This window comes from Sphingomonas sp. GW821-FHT10C01 (genome assembly GCF_059415525.1).
On the sequence record NZ_JBWKNK010000001.1, the window covers coordinates 2459802 to 2479040 of the forward strand.

At 67.1% G+C, this 19239-nt stretch carries 15 protein-coding genes and 1 pseudogene; 4 read left to right on the forward strand and 12 right to left on the reverse strand.

From position 1 onward, the window contains the following. Positions 1-48: 48 nt before the first annotated feature. The 9 genes from AC07M1_RS12005 to AC07M1_RS12045 are packed head-to-tail and all read right to left on the reverse strand — an operon-like array spanning position 49 to position 10116. Complete coding sequence (locus AC07M1_RS12005; protein ID WP_495162767.1) at positions 49-996, reverse strand: class I SAM-dependent methyltransferase; 948 nt, start codon at positions 994-996, stop codon at positions 49-51. Further along, a complete protein-coding gene (locus tag AC07M1_RS12010) occupies positions 996-1400 on the reverse strand; it encodes a GtrA family protein (RefSeq protein ID WP_495162768.1) in 405 nt (134 codons plus the stop codon). Before AC07M1_RS12010 ends, AC07M1_RS12005 begins: the two co-directional genes overlap by 1 nt. After that, on the reverse strand, positions 1397-3220 hold the full coding sequence (locus AC07M1_RS12015; protein ID WP_495162769.1) for a thiamine pyrophosphate-binding protein: 1824 nt from the start codon (positions 3218-3220) through the stop codon (positions 1397-1399). The genes AC07M1_RS12010 and AC07M1_RS12015 overlap by 4 nt, the downstream gene beginning before the upstream one ends. Further along, positions 3217-4230 (reverse strand): NAD-dependent epimerase/dehydratase family protein, encoded by a 1014-nt coding sequence (locus tag AC07M1_RS12020; RefSeq protein ID WP_495162770.1) that lies wholly within the window; start codon positions 4228-4230, stop codon positions 3217-3219. The genes AC07M1_RS12015 and AC07M1_RS12020 overlap by 4 nt, the downstream gene beginning before the upstream one ends. Further along, on the reverse strand, positions 4227-5519 hold the full coding sequence (locus tag AC07M1_RS12025) for a hypothetical protein (protein ID WP_495162771.1): 1293 nt from the start codon (positions 5517-5519) through the stop codon (positions 4227-4229). Before AC07M1_RS12025 ends, AC07M1_RS12020 begins: the two co-directional genes overlap by 4 nt. Then, the gene (locus AC07M1_RS12030; RefSeq protein ID WP_495162772.1) at positions 5516-6619 is read right to left on the reverse strand and encodes a capsule biosynthesis protein; all 1104 of its coding nucleotides are present in this window, start codon (positions 6617-6619) and stop codon (positions 5516-5518) included. Before AC07M1_RS12030 ends, AC07M1_RS12025 begins: the two co-directional genes overlap by 4 nt. After that, positions 6619-8478 (reverse strand): polysaccharide biosynthesis/export family protein, encoded by a 1860-nt coding sequence (locus AC07M1_RS12035; RefSeq protein WP_495162773.1) that lies wholly within the window; start codon positions 8476-8478, stop codon positions 6619-6621. The genes AC07M1_RS12030 and AC07M1_RS12035 overlap by 1 nt, the downstream gene beginning before the upstream one ends. After that, positions 8475-9305 carry an inositol monophosphatase family protein gene (locus AC07M1_RS12040; RefSeq protein ID WP_495162774.1) on the reverse strand — a complete coding sequence of 277 codons (831 nt, stop codon included), beginning with the start codon at positions 9303-9305 and terminating at the stop codon, positions 8475-8477. Before AC07M1_RS12040 ends, AC07M1_RS12035 begins: the two co-directional genes overlap by 4 nt. Positions 9306-9309: 4 nt before the next feature. Further along, entirely contained in the window at positions 9310-10116 is an 807-nt protein-coding gene (locus AC07M1_RS12045) for an aldolase/citrate lyase family protein (RefSeq protein ID WP_495162775.1), read from the reverse strand. 336 nt (positions 10117-10452) lie between these two features. On the opposite strand from AC07M1_RS12045, the gene AC07M1_RS12050 reads away from it, so the two are divergent. The 4 genes from AC07M1_RS12050 (at position 10453) to AC07M1_RS12065 (ending at position 15011) form a co-directional block, all read left to right on the forward strand. Then, positions 10453-10920, forward strand: coding sequence for a M23 family metallopeptidase (locus tag AC07M1_RS12050; RefSeq protein ID WP_495162776.1), 468 nt, complete (start codon positions 10453-10455; stop codon positions 10918-10920). Between the two features lie 103 nt (positions 10921-11023). Continuing rightward, the gene (locus tag AC07M1_RS12055; protein ID WP_495162777.1) at positions 11024-11539 is read left to right on the forward strand and encodes a sigma-70 family RNA polymerase sigma factor; all 516 of its coding nucleotides are present in this window, start codon (positions 11024-11026) and stop codon (positions 11537-11539) included. Between the two features lie 27 nt (positions 11540-11566). Then, positions 11567-12535: a FecR family protein gene (locus AC07M1_RS12060; protein ID WP_495162778.1), complete on the forward strand. Its 969-nt coding sequence runs from the start codon at positions 11567-11569 to the stop codon at positions 12533-12535. A gap of 25 nt (positions 12536-12560) precedes the next feature. After that, a complete protein-coding gene (locus AC07M1_RS12065; protein WP_495162779.1) occupies positions 12561-15011 on the forward strand; it encodes a TonB-dependent receptor in 2451 nt (816 codons plus the stop codon). Here the strand turns inward: AC07M1_RS12065 and AC07M1_RS12070 are convergent. The 3 genes and pseudogenes from AC07M1_RS12070 to AC07M1_RS12080 all read right to left on the reverse strand — a co-directional run. Next, the gene (locus tag AC07M1_RS12070; RefSeq protein WP_495162780.1) at positions 15008-15919 is read right to left on the reverse strand and encodes an alpha/beta hydrolase; all 912 of its coding nucleotides are present in this window, start codon (positions 15917-15919) and stop codon (positions 15008-15010) included. The two genes, AC07M1_RS12065 and AC07M1_RS12070, sit on opposite strands and share 4 nt — an antisense overlap. 9 nt (positions 15920-15928) lie before the next feature. Then, entirely contained in the window at positions 15929-19000 is a 3072-nt protein-coding gene (locus tag AC07M1_RS12075; protein WP_495162781.1) for a TonB-dependent receptor domain-containing protein, read from the reverse strand. Between the two features lie 56 nt (positions 19001-19056). Further along, a pseudogene (locus tag AC07M1_RS12080) lies at positions 19057-19239 on the reverse strand (C4-dicarboxylate transporter DctA); the annotation flags it as partial.

Here is a 19239-nt window from a genome sequence, read left to right on the forward strand (position 1 = left end):
ATGACGTGGAGTGACGGTACGAACCGTAATCCAGGCCCGGATCGCTGGTTATTCCGCGGCTTCGAGCATCGGCGAGCGTACCGCCTGCGCAGGCGCGGTCGCCAGCGTCAAGATATTGCCGAGCTTCAATCCGACCGGAACCGGGGGCAGCGGCACGCGCCTGACCCGGATCCCGGCCGCCCATGCCGCCTGCCGCACGAGAAAGTCGAGCGGGAAGACGTTGCGGCTGCCCTCGACCACGACATTGTCGAAGCCGGCGCGGCCAAGCAGCGCCGTCATCGTCGCGGGGCGGTAAAGCTCCGGGTGCTGGAGGCAGAAGGGGGGCCAGCGCTTGCCCATGACATGCCGCAGCAACGAGCTTTCGTCATGAGTGACGATCATCAACGTGCCGCCCGGGCGCAGCTTGGCGCGGATCTGGGTCAGCATCGCCAGCGGATCGAGCAGATGGTCGAGCACATGCACCATCACCGCGAGGCCGATCGATCCGTCGGGGACGGGCGAGAGGTCCTCCATCCCGGTCGAGAGCGTAGCGGGAAGACCGCCGGCGGCGGCGCGCAGCGTGCTGTGGATCGCCTCATTGGGCTCGAATAACCAGAAGCGGTTGAACCCGCCGTGCAGCGCTGCAGCTCGGACGATATGGCCGACATCGGGACCGATCTCGATATAACCGCCGCCTACTCCGCCCTGCTCGACGGCGCGCGCGAAATAGCCCTGCTGCGTCGCGACGATCGCGGCGTCGCCGACAGCATCCATGTTGGGCGCCATGCGGGCGTAGAGTTCGCCAAGCTGCTCGCCGGTGAAGAACACCGGGTTGTAGAGCTGCCCGCAGTCGCGGCAGCGGTAATAGGAGAAGAAGCATTTCTCCTTGAACAGCCCGGCCCAGAACGGGCGCAGCGCGTCGAGCGTCATCGCTTCGGCCGCCTTGCCCGCGCGCACCTCGCGGCGCGCGTCGGAGGAACCGCAGGCAGGGCAATCGCGGTGCAGATATTGGGGCATCAGGGTCTCTCCGCGGTGCGGAAGGTGACGCGGCTGTGCCAGAACCAGCTCGTCACGATGATGAGTAACGCGAAACCGAGCTGGGCGATCACCGGCGGCACACCGCCAATCTCGACCAGGATCGGCAGGATGATCCAGTTGGCCGCATAGTTGACGAGGTAGAAGCTGGCGAAAGCGCCGAACTCGCGGGCAAGATTGCCGCGCGTGCGGAACACGCCAAGCTTGTAGGTGGCGAAGGCGAAGCACAGGCTGACCGCCTGCGCCATGCCGAGCGCGAGCAGATAATGCGTCTGGAACACCGGCACCGCCCACAGCAGTAGCGGGTAGATGCCGAGCCCGAACACGGTGTTCGCCGCCCCCGCCGCGGCGAAGCGCAACGGGCGTTCCGCCCTTGCCCCGATCACGACTCCTCCATCAGCGGAATCCGCATGTTAGCCGCGAGCACGTCGCGCGGGAGGAAGGGCGACAGGTCTTCCAGTGCGGGCGAGGTGATCCGGCCATCCGGATGCGCCTTGGCGCCGAGTTTGGGCGCGAAGCCGACATGCTCGTCGATGATCAGCTCGCACAGCACCGGGCCGTCGGCGGTGAGCGCCGCCGCGATCGTGCCGGGCAGATCGTTGTGCGATTCAGCACGGAAATATTGGAAGCCGAACGCTGTTGCGACCTTTCCGAAGTCGGGAAAGGTGACGTTGCTCTTAGGTCCGCCGCCGACCTCGACCCCGTTGAAGAAGTTGCGATGCGTCTGGAAGATCGAGACGTAACCGCTGTTGTTCACCAGGAAGACCTTCACCGGCATGTTGTAGCCCGCGATGGTCTGCAGCTCCTGGATGTTCATCATGATGCTGCCGTCGCCGGCAACGGCGATGATGCGCTTTTCGCCATTGGTCGCAGCCCACACGCCGATCGCGGCGGGAAGATCATAGCCCATCGTCGCGCAGCCCGAATTGGTCCAAAGCCGCTGGCCCTGCTTCAACTTCGCTGTCTGGAAACTGACGACGCAGGCGCTGCCATTTCCGGTGACCACCACATCCTCTTCGTTGAGCTGCGCGAACAGCTCATCCATCGCGACATAGGGATGGATGCTTGGGCCATGGTGGCGATATTCGGGAAGCACCGCCGGGAAGTTGAACACGCGCTCCCGCGACCATTCCAGCCATTCGTCATGCGCCGCTGTCGGTCCGGCATAGGGACGAGTCAGCATCGCGGGAATGAGATCGCCGAGGTCGGCAACCACCGGCATATCAGGCGTGACGGTTGGCTTGGCCAGCTCGACCGGATCGATCTCGACCCAGATCTTGTACGCTTCGCGCGCGAAACTCTTCCAGTTGTAGCTGACCTGACGGATGTTGAGGCGGCTGCCGAGGATCAGCAGCATGTCGGCGCTTTGCGTCACCATATTGCCGCCGCGATCGCCGACGGTACCGGGGCGTCCGCAATAGAGCGGGTGATCATTCCACAGCACGTCATGCGCGTTCCAGCCAGTGACGACAGGAATGCCGAGCTTTTCGATCAACTTCAGGAAATCGGCATAGGCGCCTGAAAGCCGCACACCGCCGCCCGCGAACACCACCGGGCGCTGCGCGGCGGCGAGCTTCGCCAGGATCGCGTCCGCCGTCGCGCCGAGATCGGCGGCCTGCCAAGGTTGATCGAGCTCGGCCTGGTCGAAGCCCGGAAGCAGGTCGTCGGGATCGATCTTCATCGCCTGAACATCGAGCGGGATGTCGAGCCACACCGGACCGGGACGGCCGGTGGTGGCGAGGTGGATCGCCTTCTCCAGGTGGTAGCGGATCGAGCGCGGGTCGGTGACCATCGCCGCGTATTTGGTGACCGGGCGGACCAGCTCCTCGATGTCCAGCTCCTGGTCACCGAACTGGCGCAGCTTCAGGCCGGTGTGGCGCACGGTGGTCTCGGTCTTCACCTGGCCCGAGATGACCAGCATGCCGATCGAGTCGACATAGGCGCCATAGACGCCGGTGATCGCATTGGTGCCGCCGGGGCCGGAGGTGACGTTGACCACCGCGAGCCGGTTGGTGAGGCGGTAATAGGCTTCCGCCGCCATGGCCAGCGCCTGCTCGTGATGGGTGAAGGTCGTCTTCAATGACGGATGCGTGCCGAGCGAGTGGTTGAGGTGCATCGCCCCGCCCCCGGTCAGCATGAAGACGTCGCGTATACCGTGCTGAACGAGCGTGGCGGCGACCCAGTCGGAAAGCTTTACGAGAGTCATGGAGTCCATCCGTTGTGAAGCGCGGTGCGGCGGATCGCTTCGTCGAGATCGACGGTGGGGGCGAGGCCGAGGTCGCGGCGGACCTTTGCGGTCGAGGGAACGTAGCGGCCCGGGTTCCAGCCGGGATCGGGGCGACCGAGGATCTCGACACCGGGACCACGCAGGATCGCGGCGGTGCGGCGCGCGAGATCGGCGATCGAGACGGCCTCTTCCGAACCGAGATTATAGGTTTCGCCCGACTTGCCGTTGAGTAGCAGGGTCCAGAGCCATGCGGTTAGGTCGGTGGTGTAGAGGTAGGAGCGCACCGCCTGGCCCGATCCCTCGACCCGGATCATCGCACCGGCCATCGCATCGCGGATGAAATTGCCGGCGGCGAAATGGATGTCTAGCGAGAGCAAGGGACCGAGCAGCGCAAAGATGCGGGCGTTCACCACCTGAACCCCAAACTGGCGGGCGTAGATCGCGCAGAGCATTTCGGCGGCCCGCTTGCCCTCGCCATAGGCCGAGCGAGGATCGCTAGGATCGGGGCCGCCATGCCAGTCCTCCGCGACATGGGTTACCGCTGGCGGCTGGGCGCCATAGACTGCGCCGGAACTCAAATAGAGCACCCGCCCCGCCCCGCTGGTGCGCGCGAAGTCGAGTGTACGGCGCGTGCCGGTGACGATGGTGTCGAACATGCGCAGCGGATCGCGCGCGTTGAGCGCGGCGCTAGCGTCGGTGGCGGCGTGAATGATGTGGGTGAACGCGCCCTTGGGCGGCTCGAAATTCATCACGTCGCCGGGCAGCAAGGTGAGGCGTGCGGCGAGGCGCGGCGCGCGCTCGGCAAAGGTGGCGGGGTCGCGGGTCAGCACCACGACCTCCGCATCGATATCCGCGCGGGCAAGCGCTTCGAGCATCCAACGGCCGATGAAGCCGGTCCCGCCGGTCATGAAGATGCGCGCGCCCGACAGGCGCGGCCAGAGTGGGGCAAGCGCGGCGTTTACCGCTTCAAGGTCTTGGTCAAGGATCATGCGGGAGCGAGTCCGAGAACAGGGCGGTGGACGCGATGGGCACGGACGCTCTGCGCGATCGTGTCGAGCGCGAGCGCCCAGACGAGCAGCGCGATCACGCCGGGGCGGACGAAATGACCCATGGTGAGGCCGAATTCCGGTGCGACCGGGCGGCCGCTGAGCCAGCTGGGCGTCGACAGCTCAAGGATGGTCGAGAGCGGAACGTCGCCGACAAGGCTGAGCAGATAGGCGCAGACGAGCGCGACAATCGGCCCCGGACGGTGCCACGGCTCGAGGAAGACGAGGAAGATCAGGAACACTTGAGTGTACCCGCCGGGCGACTGGGTGACGAGATAGGCGCCGAGGAGGAGCGCGGCGATCCGCTCACGCACGACCACGCCGGGCTGAACCCAGGCAGCGAGCAGGGCAACGAGCGTGATGGCCTGGGTGGAGCGGATCACGGTCGAGGCGACGAGGATGATCGTGTCTACGGTGTCGGACGGGACGAACTGTAGCAACGGGATCGGCGCCTTCTGCACCAGCATCAGCGGGGCGTAGCTGGTCGAATAGTTGATCTCGTTCCACACCTGCCCGCTCTGGAAAATGACCCAATTAGCGGTGTTGGAGACGATTTCGCCCGGTGTGCCGCTGCCGACCAGCGCGAGGGTGACGAGGTAGAGCAGGACCGCGACGATTCCCGCGATCTCCAGCATTCGCCATTCGCGCTTCACTGCATGGGCGAGGACAGGGAGTAGGAGATAGGGCTTGAAGTTGATCGTCGCGGCAGCGGCCAGCGCCGTGCCCCACCCCTGCTTCAGCAGCGGGCCATATGCGAGGACGAAGCAGGCAAAACCCGGGAGGATGAGGTTGCCGCGTTCGATCGTGAAGAGGAGGGGTAAGCCAAGCGAGAGGGCGATGGTGCGCATCGGTGCGGTGGCGCGGTCGATTTTGCGCAAACTGAGCCAGACGAGCACGACGTTGATGAAATAGAAGCCGTAGATCGTCGTGCGGCCGAGCCAGTCGCAGTCGCGCGCATGGAAGGGCGACTGAAGGTAGCAGCCCGGCAGGCTGAACGCGTCGAGAAAGACGAAGGACAAGGGCGGATAGATCGACCGCCAGACGTCGTACGCGCCGGGATTGTTCGCCCAATAGGCGGTGTTGAACCAATCCATGAAGGTGTCGTTGGTATCGAACACGAAGGGCTGGGGTAGATATCCGGTGCGCTGGAAGAACAGCACCGTCGCCAGCAGGCTCGCCACCACCGCGGCCGCGAGCAGCACTTCCGGGAGCAGGCGCAGCCGCGAGGTCACGGCGCCGTCCGGCGCGACCACAGGCGAATGCCGGTCGCGGGGGCATAGACCTCGGTGAACAGCGCGAGCACAATCACCAGCACGAGCAGCGCCACGGCGGGGACGTTGAACTTGCGGTCGTCGTCCAGGCGCGGAGCTTCGACGATCTGGACGTCGGTCGCGGTTTCAGCCGCAAGCGTTTCCACCGCCACTTCTTCGGACGAGCGTGCGTAGACCTCGTACAGCGCCTGGGCGAAGCGATAGTCGCGGTAGAGGTTGAGATACTCGCCCGAGACTTCGGTGAGGCCCGCGACATTCGGCCCGCCGGGGCCGGTACCGGGGCGACCGCTCTGCGCGATCTGGGTGCGCAGCTGCGCGACCTCGGCACGGACCGCCATCAGCTGTGGGTTCTCGGGTCCCTGGAACTGTTCGAGCGTGCTGAGCTCGACCAGCTTGGCCTGAAGCTGCGCCTCAAGTCCCGCGCGCAACGACAATGCCGAGCCGAGCTGCGCTTCGGGCGCGGCGAGGTTGTTGCGTCGGCGGAACTCGCCGAGCGCGGCTTCCGCCTTGATGACCCGCTCGGACGCCTCCTTGAAGCGCCGCTGGACCACCGCCTGCTTGCGCTTCACCCGATCCTCGCCGAGGCTGGTCAGCCGGTCGCTGATCGCGCGGACATAGGTCTGGGTGAGCTGCTGGGCGAAGGCCGGGTCGTGGGTGCGTACCTCGACCTCGACGATGCCGCCGGTGAGCGAGTGAATATCCACCCGCTTGGCAAGCGCGAGCCGGGCCTTCTTGATCGAGGGGTATTGGCCCGACCCGACGAGGTCGAGGCGCTGGATCACGCCGTCGGTCACCTCGGTGCCGCGCCCGATGGCGAGGTAGAGATCGACCGGCGTCTTGGCCCCGCCGAGCAGGGCCGCGAAACCCTGCGCCTGGCCGCCCACGGCGTTGGTCATCGAGCCGAGACCGATCGTGCTGCTGTCCTGCGGCACGACTTTCGCGCGCGCGACATAAGGGCGCGGGACGACGCACAGCACGGCGAGGATGAGCGCGAGCACGACATAGGCGATGCGGCGATTGCGTGGATTTCCGATCCACGCCGAGAGTTGCTGGATCCGCATCAGTCGAAGATCGACTTGGCCGAAGCGGCGCCGACGAACCCGCTGAACAGCGTGCCGGTGATGTCACGCAGCCGTGCCCAGAACTCGCCGCGATTGGCCTCGATCGGTACGTAGATCAGGTCGCCGGGCAATGCCGGCGCACGCAGCACGCGCTTGCCGTCGGCAACCACGGTGCCGTTGGCGCGGACGACGAAGACGCCGCCCTTGTCGCCGAGCTTCTGCACGCCGCCCGCCGAGGTCACATAGTCGCCGATCGTCCCGCCGGAGCGCCACGCGAAGGACGCCGGGCTGGGTACCGCACCGAACACGCCGACCGTCACCGGCCGTTGCGGCACGAAGATCGTATCGTTGTTCTCGAGGATCAGGTCGTCGGGCAATGTCGGGGCATCGACCGGCAGGTTGAACACCAGCCGCCCGGTCGGCTCGCGCTTGCGCAGCTGTTCGACCACCGACTTCACCAGCGAGAGGTTGGCCGGCTGAACCAGCGCCGCACGGTTGACCGAGGTCACCGGTTGAGCGGTGAGCAACAGTTCGACATCCTCGATCGCGCGATCGAAGCTCTTGCGCTGCTGCTGCTTCACGCTCTCCCGCGTGATGACGCTGGCATAGGGAAAGGCGTGCGAAGTCAGGCCACCCGCCGCCGCGACCACTTCATTCAGGCTGGTGCCCGGCTTGAAGTAATAACGGCCGGGCTTCCCGACCTCGCCGCTGATCGTCACCAGCACGGATTGCTGTCCCATTGGGCGGGCGAGATCAACGTTGGAAAGGACGCGCAGCACGTCGCCGCGCTGCGCCTTGCGGGTCCGCGCGTCGGCGGCGCTCACCTCGGTCCAGCCAGTGGCCGACCGGGCGAGCGAGTCGAGCATCATCAGGCGCGTGCCGTCGGCGATCGTGCTGATCCCGCCGGCATAGAGCAACGTGTCCGACAGGGTTTCGCCGGGTGCGATCTCGAAGATCGCCTCGCGATTGACGCTGCCGATCACCGCGACCTGATCGCCCGCCGGCGCGACGAACAGGACGTCGCCATTCTGCAGCACGGCGTCGCCGGTACGGTCGCCGCGCAGCAGCAGATCGTAGAGGTCGAAATCGGAGACCAGCTTGCCGTTGCGGCGCAGCTGGACCGAGCGGAAGCTGCCGCCTTCCGACGGACCGCCCGCGGCGAGGACTGCATTGACCAGGGTCGAGAGACTGCCGACGCTGTAGGCGCCGGGCTTGGCCGCGAAGCCGGTGACATAGACCGTCACGCCGCGCAGCTTGCCCACCGCGATTTCGAGCGTGAAGCCACGATACTGGCGCGCGACCTGACGCTCGATCACGCCATGAACGTCGCCATAGCGCACCCCGCCGACGCGGATCGCGCCCACGCGGGGGATGAAGATGCGGCCTTCGGGATCGATGGTGAGGCGCAGGCCCGAAGCCTGAACCGAACCGGTCAGGCCAAGCAGCAGCTCGTCGCCGGGATTGAGGCGATAGTCGGCCGGGACCGCCGCGACCGGCGGGACCGCGAAGCCCTTTGCCTCGGGCAGCAGCAATTCGGTGCCGAAGCGGCGCAGCGGCTTGCCCGCGACCTCGGAAACGAAGCGCTCATATTCGCTGGCCGGCCGCAGCGCGGGGCGCGGTGAGTTGGCGTCCGGCTCGGACGGACCGGCGGTGTCGACAGACGGTGCGGCGTCGATCGTCTGCGGGCGATAGGGCGCGATCTCCGCCGGAGGCACCGCGATCTGCGGAACCCCACTGGACTGGGAGCTCGCACCCTGCCCGCCACCGGCGACCGGTGAGGCAAGCTGGGCAAGCGCGGACACGGGCAGCAGCAGGCCCACGACCGAAGCCGTGGCGAACAATCTAGGGGGAAGCTTCATGCCGCACGGGTTTCCATGTCGATGAGCGCGCCACCCGGGACGAGCAGCAGATCAGCCGCGGCCCGCCAGTGAAATGCATCGGCGGCGGCGAGCAGGCCGGTGCCCGGCCCGCCCACGCGATAGGGGCCGCGATCCCAATGGGTCGCCTGCCCGCCCGCCTCGGTCAGGAACAGCACGCCCGCGGCGTGATCCCAGGGCAGGATGCGCTGGAACAGCGCCACATCGTTGCTGCCCAGAACGAGGCGCGGATAGCTTTCAGCCGCACAGCGCGGGATCGGCACCTGCGCGAAGCGGCGACGCGCGGAGGCGTGGACGCGCTCACGGCGGGCAGCGCTCATGAACTGGGTCGCGAGCGCCGCGACCGGGCGGCCGCTCCCGCTGGCGCGGGCAAGGACGCGAACGCCGTCGCAGGTCGCGCCCTTGCCGCGTTCGGCATGGCATAGCCGCCCACTCTGCGGATCGAGCATCCAGCCCGCGACCGGAATGCCATCCTCAACCAGCGCGACCATCATCCCGAACGGGCCGTGCCCGGCGGCGAAATTGGCGGTGCCGTCGAGCGGGTCGACCAGCCACACCAGCCCCTCGCCAACCTTGTCGAGCAGCGAGGGGTCGCGCGACGCGGCCTCCTCCCCCACGATGCGTGCGCCGAGGCCGAGCGCGGCGAGGCCGTCGCTCAACCGCAGCTCGGATTCGCGGTCCGCGGTCGTGACCACCTCGCCCGGGCTCTTCTCGACAATCTCATCCGCCGCGAGCGCGCGGAAGCGCGGCATCACCTCGATCGAGGCGACGCGGCGCATCAGGGTTGCGACTTCGTCCTTCAACGGCATCGGTTCAGGCCGCCACGCTGGCCAGCTTGGCGGGGGTGCCCGCCCGCTCCTGCATCATGCGGATGCGCGCCGAATCCTCCTCGGCGGCGGCGCGATAATAGTCGCGCTTGTTCTCAAGCCAGGCGAGTTCGAACGCGACGGCATTGGCGATGCCGGCATCGATATCGGCGGCGTCGGCAGCCGCGCCGTCGAACACCACCTTGCGCGTTTCGAACCGGTCGAGACGGATGCGACGGAACTCGCGTAGCGCCGAAACCGCCTCGGGCGAGACCGAACCGCCGACGACCAGCTCCAGATCATTGTCGGCGCACGCCTGGGCGACGATCAGGACGGCATCGGTGATCTCACGCGTGTTGACCGCCTTGCGCGGAAGGCCGCGCGAGAGGGTGAAGTCGACGCGGCCGAAGACGATGCCGTCGACGCCGTCCGCGGCAAGCGGGAGCATCAATTCGAGATTGCCGAGCGTCGCTTCGGTTTCGAGGTTGAACAGGAAGCGGGTGCCGCCCGCGTCCTCGCCATAGGTCTTGCTCTTGGCGTCGATATATTTGGACAGCGCGTAGCGGGTCTCGATCATCGGGGCGATGACGTGATCGACACCATAGAGTTTGGAGGCGAGCAGGTCCGACACGGCCTCGCACCCACCGATCTTGAGCGCGACCTTGAGGTCGGCGCGGCGCGCGAGTTCGAGCAGGCGAAGCAGTTCGTCGGGGCGCGTACCCTCGGCCTCGAACTCGGCCTTGACGGCGACGACGCCATAGTCGTCCCGGCCCTTTTTCAGCATGTCGAGCATGCGGCGTTCGGCGGAATTCATGGGCGAGTCTCCTCAACTGCGAAGCGATTACTGATGCTTGCCGAGACGGAACGCGGGTCCGCATTCCGCAATTTTCGCGGCGGACAAAAAAGATCGCGAAAGGACGTGCGGGTTTGGCCGAACCGCTCCGTCTTTCGGGCGATGCCCGGCTTTCTAACCCCCGCGATGCCCTTGGCGCTCTCATTGCTAGCGAGCACCGATGCCATCGGGCCGGACATCCTTGAGCTGCCCCGCGCGAACGGCCCAATCTTTCGCGCGTGGGTGGCAACGCGGCCGTGGTTAGCCCCCGGTCCAGCCGCCGGCGCGTCGGCCCCCAAAAAAGGCGCGCCGGCGGTGATGCCGCGTATCTCCTCGCGGTTCGGCCGCCGCGCCGACCCGTTCCACCGCGCCGCGCGGATGCATTATGGCATCGATATTCCCGGCCGGGCGGGAACCCCGGTGCAGGCGGCGGAGACGGGCGTGGTCCGCTTCGCCGGACGCGCGGGCGGTTATGGCAATCTGGTCGAGATCGTCCATGCCGACGGCCTCACCACACGCTACGGCCATCTGGAACGCATCCTGGTCCCGGCGGGCACGCCGGTTGGGCGCGGCGAGACGATCGCGCTGATGGGATCGACCGGGCGCTCGACGGGAAGCCACCTTCATTTCGAGCTGCGCGCCGATGGCCGCGCGGTCGATCCGTTGCCGCATCTGGGTGAGGCCGTGGCATTCGCGCCTTCACCCGTCATCGCGCCGGAGCAGACCCACCGGTCCGCCTTCGCCCGCGCGACACGCCAGCCAGAGGATCACGGATCTGAGCCTTGACGACACCCGTGCGTCCATCGAAGACCCATTACTCGAACCACAATCCGCCCGCGACTGCGCGGACGGGGTCGCATTCCATGCGCAACGGAGCTACCGGACGGCCATGATTCCGGACGAAGCGGTCAGCGGACTCCAGCAGGTGATCCTGAACGAGCGCGGTCGCCTGCTGCGCTTCCTTTCCGCGCGCGGTGCTGGGGATGAGGCCGAGGACGTGCTGCACGACCTGTGGCAGCGCGTCGCCGCCGCGCCGAGCGAGCCGATCGCCGATTCGGTGTCCTATCTGTTCCGTGCCGCCGAAAATCTGATGCGCGACCGCCGCCGATCAAGCGTGAGCCGCGCGCGACGCCAGCAGGAATGGCATGAGGTGAGCGTGCCCGAGACCGAGGCGCCGAAGGGCGAGCGGTCGCTGATCGCGCGCGAACAGCTGCGCCGGGTCGAAGCCGCGCTGGCCGAACTGGGTCCGCGTGCCGACCAGGTGTTTCGCCGCTACCGGCTCGATGGGGTCGGCCAGGCGGTGATCGCGCGCGAACTGGGGGTCAGCCTGAGTTCGGTGGAGAAGGATCTGCAGAAGGCGTATCGCGCGCTGGCGCAATTGAAGGCGACGTTCGATGCGGACTGAGCGGCACGAGTCCGTCATGAGGGCGATATGACGATGGAATCGAACGCCCTGCCGACGCCGGAGATCGTGGAAGCCGCCCAGCTTTGGGCGATCCGCGCGAGCGACCCGGGCTTTTGCGACTGGGACGGCTTCACGCAATGGCTGGAAGAATCGCCCGCGCACCTGGCCGCCTATGAAACCGCGCTGGCGCAGGCTGACCAAGCGGCCGAGCTGCTCGCCGCCGCGCCGAAGCCCGCCTGGCAGCCCGAAGCGGAGACCGGCTATCAACCGCCCCGCCGCCGCTGGTTCGCTGGGGCCGCCATCGCCGCCGCGGTCGCCGCTGTCACGGGCTGGGGCCTGATCGATCGCGGCCATTCGCCCGAGCAGATCGCGACCGCGCCGGGCGAGCACCGCACGATCGAGCTCGCCGACGGATCGCGCATCATGCTGAATGGCGGCACCCGCATCACCATCGACCGCGACACGCCGCGCCACGTCGAGCTGGCGCAGGGCGAAGCGCTGTTCGAGGTGAAGCATGACGAGGCCAACCCGTTCCTGGTCGTCACCGGCAACACCAAGCTGCTCGACGCCGGCACCGTGTTCAACGTCATCGCCGAGGGCAATGGCGCGCTGGACGTCGAGGTGGCCGAGGGGGCGGTGATCTATCAGCCGGGCGCCAACCAGGTGCGGCTCGATCCGGGCGACGGCCTGTCGCGTGCCCGCACCGGCGCGCTACCGGTGCTGCGCAAGGCCAACCCGCAAAATGTCGGCGGCTGGCGTTCGGGCGCGCTCTATTACGATCGGGCGCCGGTCGACCGGGTGGCGCAGGATCTGACGCGCAATCTGGGACGGACGGTCGAGGTCAAGGGCAGCGGGTTCGCGCCCTATACCGGCTCGCTGATGCTCAACGGAAGTGCGGAGGACGTGCTGGCACGCGCAGCGCCGCTGCTGGGCGTGCGGTTCACCGCGCAAGGAAAAGGATGGGTAATGTCACCTGCCAATGGTTCTCCGCCCTAGCCCCCTTGCCCTGATCCCAATTCTGGTGGCGTCTCCCGCGCTTGCGCAGGAGCGGACGGTCGATATTCGCCTGCCCGAGATGCGCCTCGACGCCGCCGTCCGCATGCTCAGCCAACAGTCCGGTGCGAGCATCGGCTTTCGCGATCCGTCGCTGGCTGGCGTGCGCATCAAGGCGGTTCGCGGCAAGCTGACCGCGAGCGCCGCGCTGGAACGCGCGCTACGCGGCACCGGCGCCCGCGCGCGCCAGGTGGCGTCGGCCACTTATCTGATCGAGCGCGCGCCGATTCTGGCTAAGCCCCCGCCCCGCCCGGCCCCGCCGCGACCCGCGCTCACTCCCACATTCACCGAACCCGAAGAGCCGGTCGAGGTGGTCGTCACCGCAACCAAGCGCGACATTCCGCTGGGCGCCTATCCCGGCGGGGTCCAGATCATCGATGGCGCCAGCCTGTCTCCGGCGGACGCGGCACAGGGCACCGCAGCGATCGAGACCCGCATCGCCAGCGTCGTCTCCACCCATCTTGGCCCCGGCCGCAACAAGCTGTTCGTGCGCGGCATCGCGGATTCCAGCTTTGTCGGCCCGACCCAGGCCACCGTCGGCCAATATTGGGGCAATAGCCGCATCACCTACAGCGCACCCGACCCCAATCTGCGGCTCTATGACGTGCAGAGCATCGAGGTGCTCGAGGGACCACAGGGTACGCTCTATGGTGCCGGATCACTCGGCGGGGTGGTGCGCATCGTGCCGCGCGCGCCCAATCTGCGCTCCAGCGAGGGCGCCGCCTGGGGTGGCATCACCGGCGTGCAGCACGGTCAGCCAACAGTCGATGGCGGCGCGATCGTCAACGTGCCGCTGATCGACGACAAGCTCGCCTTTCGCGGCCTGGCCTTTGGCGCGGTCGAAGGCGGCTATATCGATGATCTCGGCCGAGGTCTGCGCGACATCAACCGCGTCAACACGATCGGCGGCCGCGCCGCACTGCGGTTCGACGCCGGCGACGGCTGGCTGATCGACCTGACCGGGGTCGGCCAGAAGATTCGCGGCGACGACAGCCAATATGCCGATCGCGGCGCGGGCGACCTTGCCCGTGTGAGCAACATCGCCCAGCCCTTCCGCAGCGATTACTGGCTCGCCGACTTCGTCGTCCGCAAGCGCTGGGACGATCTCGAGCTGACCTCCTCGCTCGGCTATGCCCGGCAATATGTGTTCGAGCTGTTCGAGGGGCAGGCGCTGGCCGATCCGGCCATGCCGGACGTGCAGCCCAAAGACGACGCGCCCGGCACCGGCTATTCGCAGGCCAACCGCATCTCGATGCTGACGTTCGAGACCCGGCTGGCGCGACGTGGGCCGGACGGCACCGGCTGGCTGCTCGCGGCAAGTTTGCTGCGCAACAATGCCCGCGTCGAGCGCCGCATGGACATCGCCCCATCGCTGGTCGCTAGCGGCGTGATCGAGTCGGCAAACGGCGCCACGACGATCAGCCGCGACTATGTGTGGTCCATGGCGGTGTTCCGGCCGCTGACCGGCGTCACCAACAAGGTCGATGAAGCCACGCTCTATGGCGAGGCGACGATCGAACCGATGCCTCGACTCACGCTCACTCTGGGATCGCGCCTGACCCATGCGAGCCTGTCGGGCCAGTCCGAGGATGTGCTGGAAACGCTGGCCTATCGCAACGATCCCGGCGCGCGCGGCAGCCGGAGCGAAACCCGTTTCCTGCCCTCCGCCGCGCTGGCGTGGCGGCCGAACGACCGGCTGACCCTGTTCGCGCGCATGCAGCAGGGCTTCCGCCCCGGCGGAATCGCGGTGCGCCAGGACTATGTACAGCGGTTCGAGGGCGATCGCGTGACCACGCTGGAGGCCGGAAGCCGCTATATCGGCGACCGGTTCGACCTGGCGGTGAGCGGATCGTGGACCAACTGGAAGCATATCCAGGCCGACCTGATCGATGGCTTCGGTTTCCCGACCACCGCGAACATCGGCGATGGCGAGGTGTTTTCGCTGGGCGTCGCGGGCCGCTGGCGCCCGATCCCGGGACTTGAGATCGACGCGTCCGTCTATCTGAACGACAGCAGCGTCACGCGCCGCGACGTCATCCTGCTGCCGATCAACGCGCCCGGGATTCCGTCGGACCGCCTCCCCAACGTTGCCGACGCGACCGGGCGGATCGGCTTTGCCTACACCACCGAGCTTCGATCGGGCGACACGCTCAAGCTCGACGGCCATGCCCGCTATGTCGGCCAGTCCATCCTTGGCGTCGGTCCGATCCTGGAGCGGTTGCAGGGCGACTATGTCGATACCGGGCTGGAGGCGCGGATCGGCAATTCACGGCGCGGAATCAGCCTGACGCTGACCAACCTTCTCGACTCGCGCGGCAACCGCTTCGCGCTGGGTTCCCCGTTCCTCATCCGCGACCGCGACCAGATCACCCCGCTGCGCCCGCGCAGCATCCGCATCGGGTTCGACTGGAACTTCTAGTTCGGGTTCAGCCACCCGTGGCGGCTTGCCCAGCTGCGGAACAGACCCGGCCAGGCGGCAACCGCGCTGCCCGGTTTCCCAAGGCCGAAGCTGTGCCCGCCGGTTTCGAACACATGCAGTTCCACCGGGCGCTTCGCCGCCAGCATCGCGGCATGAAGGCGAAGGCTGTGTTCGGGCGCGGCGATGGGATCGTCGGCGGCGTGCGCCAGGAAAATCGGCGGCGTCGCGGCGGTGACATTCGCCTCGACCGAGAAGACGTCTCGGAAGTTCGGTAGGCCCTTCAATTCGCGGAAGGTGCGCGTGGTATCGATCGGCGCGCGCATCGACACCACGGGATAGATCAGCGCGGCGAAGTCCGGCACCGCGCTCATCTGATCGACGGCATCGACCGCCGGGTAGAAGGCGTCGTCGCCGCGCGTCGCCAGTGTCCCGGCGAGATGCCCGCCCGCCGAAAAGCCGAGCACGCCGATCCGCTTGGGATCGATACCCAGAGTCTTCCAGTTGCCGCGCAGCAACCGCATCGCGCGTTGCCCATCCTGGAAGGGCGCATCGGCGTTCCAACCGTCACCCGGCAGGCGATAATAGAGGACGAAGGCGGTGATCCCCTGCCCCGCCAGCCATTGCGCGGTCGGCATCGCCGCGCTGCCGATCTGGATGCGGAAATAGCCGCCCCCGCCGATCACCAGCATTGCCGCGCCGTTCGGTTTCTTCGGGCGGACGACCACCATGCGCGGCACGGTGACGTTGGAGACCGAGCCGGTCGCCGCCCCCTCATTCCCGACCTTCTCCGGTCCGGCGGGCTTGCCGCTGCCCGGCATCGCGCCGGACCAGAGGTTGATCACCTCCCCGCCCTGCGCCGCGGCCGGAACCGCGACGAGGAGCAGGACGAAAGCGGCGAGCCAACGCATCATGTCCCCTTAGAACTTCTTGCCGATCGAGGCGTAGATGTAGCGGCCATAGGGCACGTAGAGCGACCCCAGATAGCCATCGGCGGTGATCGGCGGCTGAGTATCGAAGATGTTGCGCGCGCCGATGCGGAAACGCGTATCCTCAAGCGGCCCCTTGCGGACGCGATACTGGGCATAGAGGTTGAAGAACGCCTTGCCCTCAAGCGGATAGGGATTGCCCTGCGCGTCGAGGAAGTTGGTGTCGTAGACCTTGCCGATGTAATTACCGAACGCACCGATCTGGAACCCCTGGTGGCTCCAGGTGAGCGATCCGGTGATGCGCCACTTGGGTTTGCCGCGCTCCTCAAGCAGGTCGGTGGCGTCGGTCAGCGGGGTTGCGGCGTTGATCTGTCCGGCGTTGCGCGCGTCGAACAGCGCCTGCACCGCCGGCGGGGTATCGCGCGAGAATTTGGTCAGCCGCGCGGCATTGATCGCGACGTCGAACCGGCCGATGTCGGTGCGGACATTGTAGAGCAGCGCCAGGTCGATCCCCTGCACCGTCTGGGGTAGCAAATTGACGAACTGGTCGTTGATCCGCGTCACCGCGCCCGCCGCGGCCAGGTTGGTGCCCGCGAACACCGGCGTGTCGTCGGCGGTCGGCGCCGAGCGGATCACGTTGGGGTTGCTCGATCCCTGAAGCCGCATGAGATAATCGAGCACCAGCGCGTTCTGCGCCCCGAACTGGCCCACGATGCCGGTCTGCTGGATCGACCAGAAATCGGCGGTGAGCGTCAGGCGGCCATATTCGGCAGGGATGAACTTGGGTTCGATCACCGTGCCGACGGTCCAGTTGGTGCTTTCCTCAGGCTTCAGGTCCGGGTTGCCGCTGATGAAGATCGAATAGCTGATCCCGCGGCTGCACGCCGAATAGTTGGCGATGCGGCCCGCGCGCAGATCGGCCTCGCACCGGTAATAGTCGGTGTTCGAGTTGAGACGCGAATAGGCGACGGTCTTGGTCTGCTCCAGGTTCGGAGCGCGGAAACCCTGCGACCATGAACCGCGCAGGCGCAGCCCGTCGACGATATCCCAGGCGGCGGCAATCTTGGGCTTCGCGACCGATCCGAAGTCCGAATAATTCTCGAACCGCCCCGCCAGCTGAAGGTCGAGCCGATGGATCAGCGGCACGTTCATCTCGGGCGAGACCACGGGCACGGCCAGCTCGGCAAAGGCCGAGAAGACGGTGCGGCTGCCGCGCGTCGACGGGGTCGGACTGACGGCGGCGACGTTGGACAGGTTGATCTCACCGGTCACCATGTCGGTGAAGGTGATCGTGCCGTTGAGGCGCGGATCGCGGATATCCTCCTGCGTCTCGCGCCGCCCCTCGACCCCGAACGCGATACCGAGTCCGCCGGCGGGCAGATCGAACAGATTGGCGTTGGAGAGCTTGAAGTCACCGAGCAGCAGGCTGGTCTTCGATTTGCGGACGAGGTTGAAGCTGAACGAGTCGATCGTCGCCTGGCTCGCGGACGAACAGTCGCCGACCGAGGGCGCCGCCGAACAACCGCCGCTGAACGGGTTGTACGCGTCGGGCGTCGACAGTGCGAGGTTGCGCTGGAGCCGGGTCATGTCGATCGCGTTCGAGCTGTCGCGTGCCTGCGCCTCCGAATAGAGGATCGCGGTGTCGTAATCGAACGTCCCGATCTTGCCGCGCGCGCCGACCAGGAAGCGCGACTGCCAATTTTCGACATTCACTACCTGATTGCCGGCATCGACGAAGCGATAGGTGGACAGTCGCACCGGCAGGCCCGCGGCGGGCACGTTGGTGAGGCCGGGAATGCGGTTGGGGTTGGCCTGTCCATTGGCGAAGGTCGTGGGGCCGAACGGGTTCCAATAGTTGCTCGCGGGGATGACGATCGCGTTGAGGTTGATCGTCGGCGGCTGGATGCGCTGGGTATCGGCGAGGTAATAACCAAGTTCGGTGTAGAGCTCGACCGCATCGCTCAGCTCATAGCGGCCGGTGAAGAAGGCGTTGTAGCGGTTGAACGACGGGGTGACGGTTGTGCCGGGCCGGGTGTCGAACCGCTCGTTGCGCAGGGTGGTCGCGGTCGCGCGCGTGCCGGAGCCGAAGCAGACATCGCTGTTGATCGTGACGAGGCAGCCGGGATTGAGCGACGACTGGGTGTGGAAGGCACCGGCCGAGGAGGTCAGTGCCTGGTTGCCCGGGCTACGACGGATCGTGCCGGGGCCGCCGACCACGGCAAGATTCGCCCAGGGGCTCTGGGTCGCGCGGCCATCCGCGGCGAGGTTGCCGGCATAGGCGGGATCGTCCGCGAAATAGGACATGAGGTTGTCGGTCGCGGTATAGGGCTGGTCCTCCGCCATCTGCGCGGTGCGGCGGACATAGTTGAAGAACAGCGAGAAATTGCCGCGCCCTTCGGCGAAATTGTGACCGACCAGCGCGGTGCCCTCGAACTCCTTGCGGTTCGTCCCCCCCGCAAAGCCGTAGCGCAGATTGAGCTCGGCGCCGTCATAATCGCCGCGCGTGACGGTGTTGACCACGCCCGCGACCGCGTCCGATCCGTAGATCGCCGACGCGCCGTCGCGCAGGATCTCGAGCCGCTCGATCCCGGCGACGGGCAGCGCGTTGGAGTTGTAGCCGAGCACCGGCACATTGCCGTCGCCCGCCTGGCTGGTCGGGTGATTGACCATGCGGCGGCCGTTGAGCAGCGTCAGCGTGTTGCCGACGCCCAGATTGCGCAGGTTGATCGAGTTGACGTCGCCGCGCGCCGCATTGCTGGTCTGCGGATTGTTCGCCTCGTTGAAGGTGACGTCGCCCGCCTGCGGGATCGACCGGATCAGATCGTCGCCCGACAGCGCGCCGGTGGCGTCGATCTGGTTGCGGTCGACCACCGACACCGGCAGCGCGGTGGTGATGTCCTTGCCCTTGATCTGGCTGCCGACGACGACGACCTCGGCGGGCGGTGCTTCTTCAGCGGCCGGATCGGCCGGAGGCGCTTCCTGCGCATGGACTGGCAGCGCCAGCGTAAGCGCGATCATCGCGGTGCCGCTGCAAAGCAGGCGGAGCCTGGTGCGATCAGTCATCTCTTCTCTCCCATTCGCGGGAAGTCGGGTTCTTTGCCCGGCTTCCATTCGTTGATTCAATCCGGGTCGGTTTCGGTTGCGGGCCGTGCGGGTCCTTCAGCCGTGGGTGCATTGAGGGCGGTGTGGAGGGCGTCGCGGTCGAGGGCGTTGTCCCAGCGGGCGACGACGATGGTGGCGACGGCATTGCCGATGAAGTTGGTGAGGCTGCGGCACTCGGACATGAACCGGTCGATGCCCAG

Coding starts and splice junctions, on each gene's coding strand:
- AC07M1_RS12005 (WP_495162767.1), bottom strand. CDS start 996: ATGCCCCAATATCTGCACCGCGATTGCCCTGCCTGCGGTTCCTCCGAC.
- AC07M1_RS12015 (WP_495162769.1), bottom strand. CDS start 3,220: ATGACTCTCGTAAAGCTTTCCGACTGGGTCGCCGCCACGCTCGTTCAG.
- AC07M1_RS12020 (WP_495162770.1), bottom strand. CDS start 4,230: ATGATCCTTGACCAAGACCTTGAAGCGGTAAACGCCGCGCTTGCCCCA.
- AC07M1_RS12030 (WP_495162772.1), bottom strand. CDS start 6,619: ATGCGGATCCAGCAACTCTCGGCGTGGATCGGAAATCCACGCAATCGC.
- AC07M1_RS12035 (WP_495162773.1), bottom strand. CDS start 8,478: ATGAAGCTTCCCCCTAGATTGTTCGCCACGGCTTCGGTCGTGGGCCTG.
- AC07M1_RS12040 (WP_495162774.1), bottom strand. CDS start 9,305: ATGCCGTTGAAGGACGAAGTCGCAACCCTGATGCGCCGCGTCGCCTCG.
- AC07M1_RS12045 (WP_495162775.1), bottom strand. CDS start 10,116: ATGAATTCCGCCGAACGCCGCATGCTCGACATGCTGAAAAAGGGCCGG.
- AC07M1_RS12050 (WP_495162776.1), top strand. CDS start 10,453: ATGCCGCGTATCTCCTCGCGGTTCGGCCGCCGCGCCGACCCGTTCCAC.
- AC07M1_RS12055 (WP_495162777.1), top strand. CDS start 11,024: ATGATTCCGGACGAAGCGGTCAGCGGACTCCAGCAGGTGATCCTGAAC.
- AC07M1_RS12060 (WP_495162778.1), top strand. CDS start 11,567: ATGACGATGGAATCGAACGCCCTGCCGACGCCGGAGATCGTGGAAGCC.
- AC07M1_RS12070 (WP_495162780.1), bottom strand. CDS start 15,919: ATGCGTTGGCTCGCCGCTTTCGTCCTGCTCCTCGTCGCGGTTCCGGCC.
- AC07M1_RS12075 (WP_495162781.1), bottom strand. CDS start 19,000: ATGACTGATCGCACCAGGCTCCGCCTGCTTTGCAGCGGCACCGCGATG.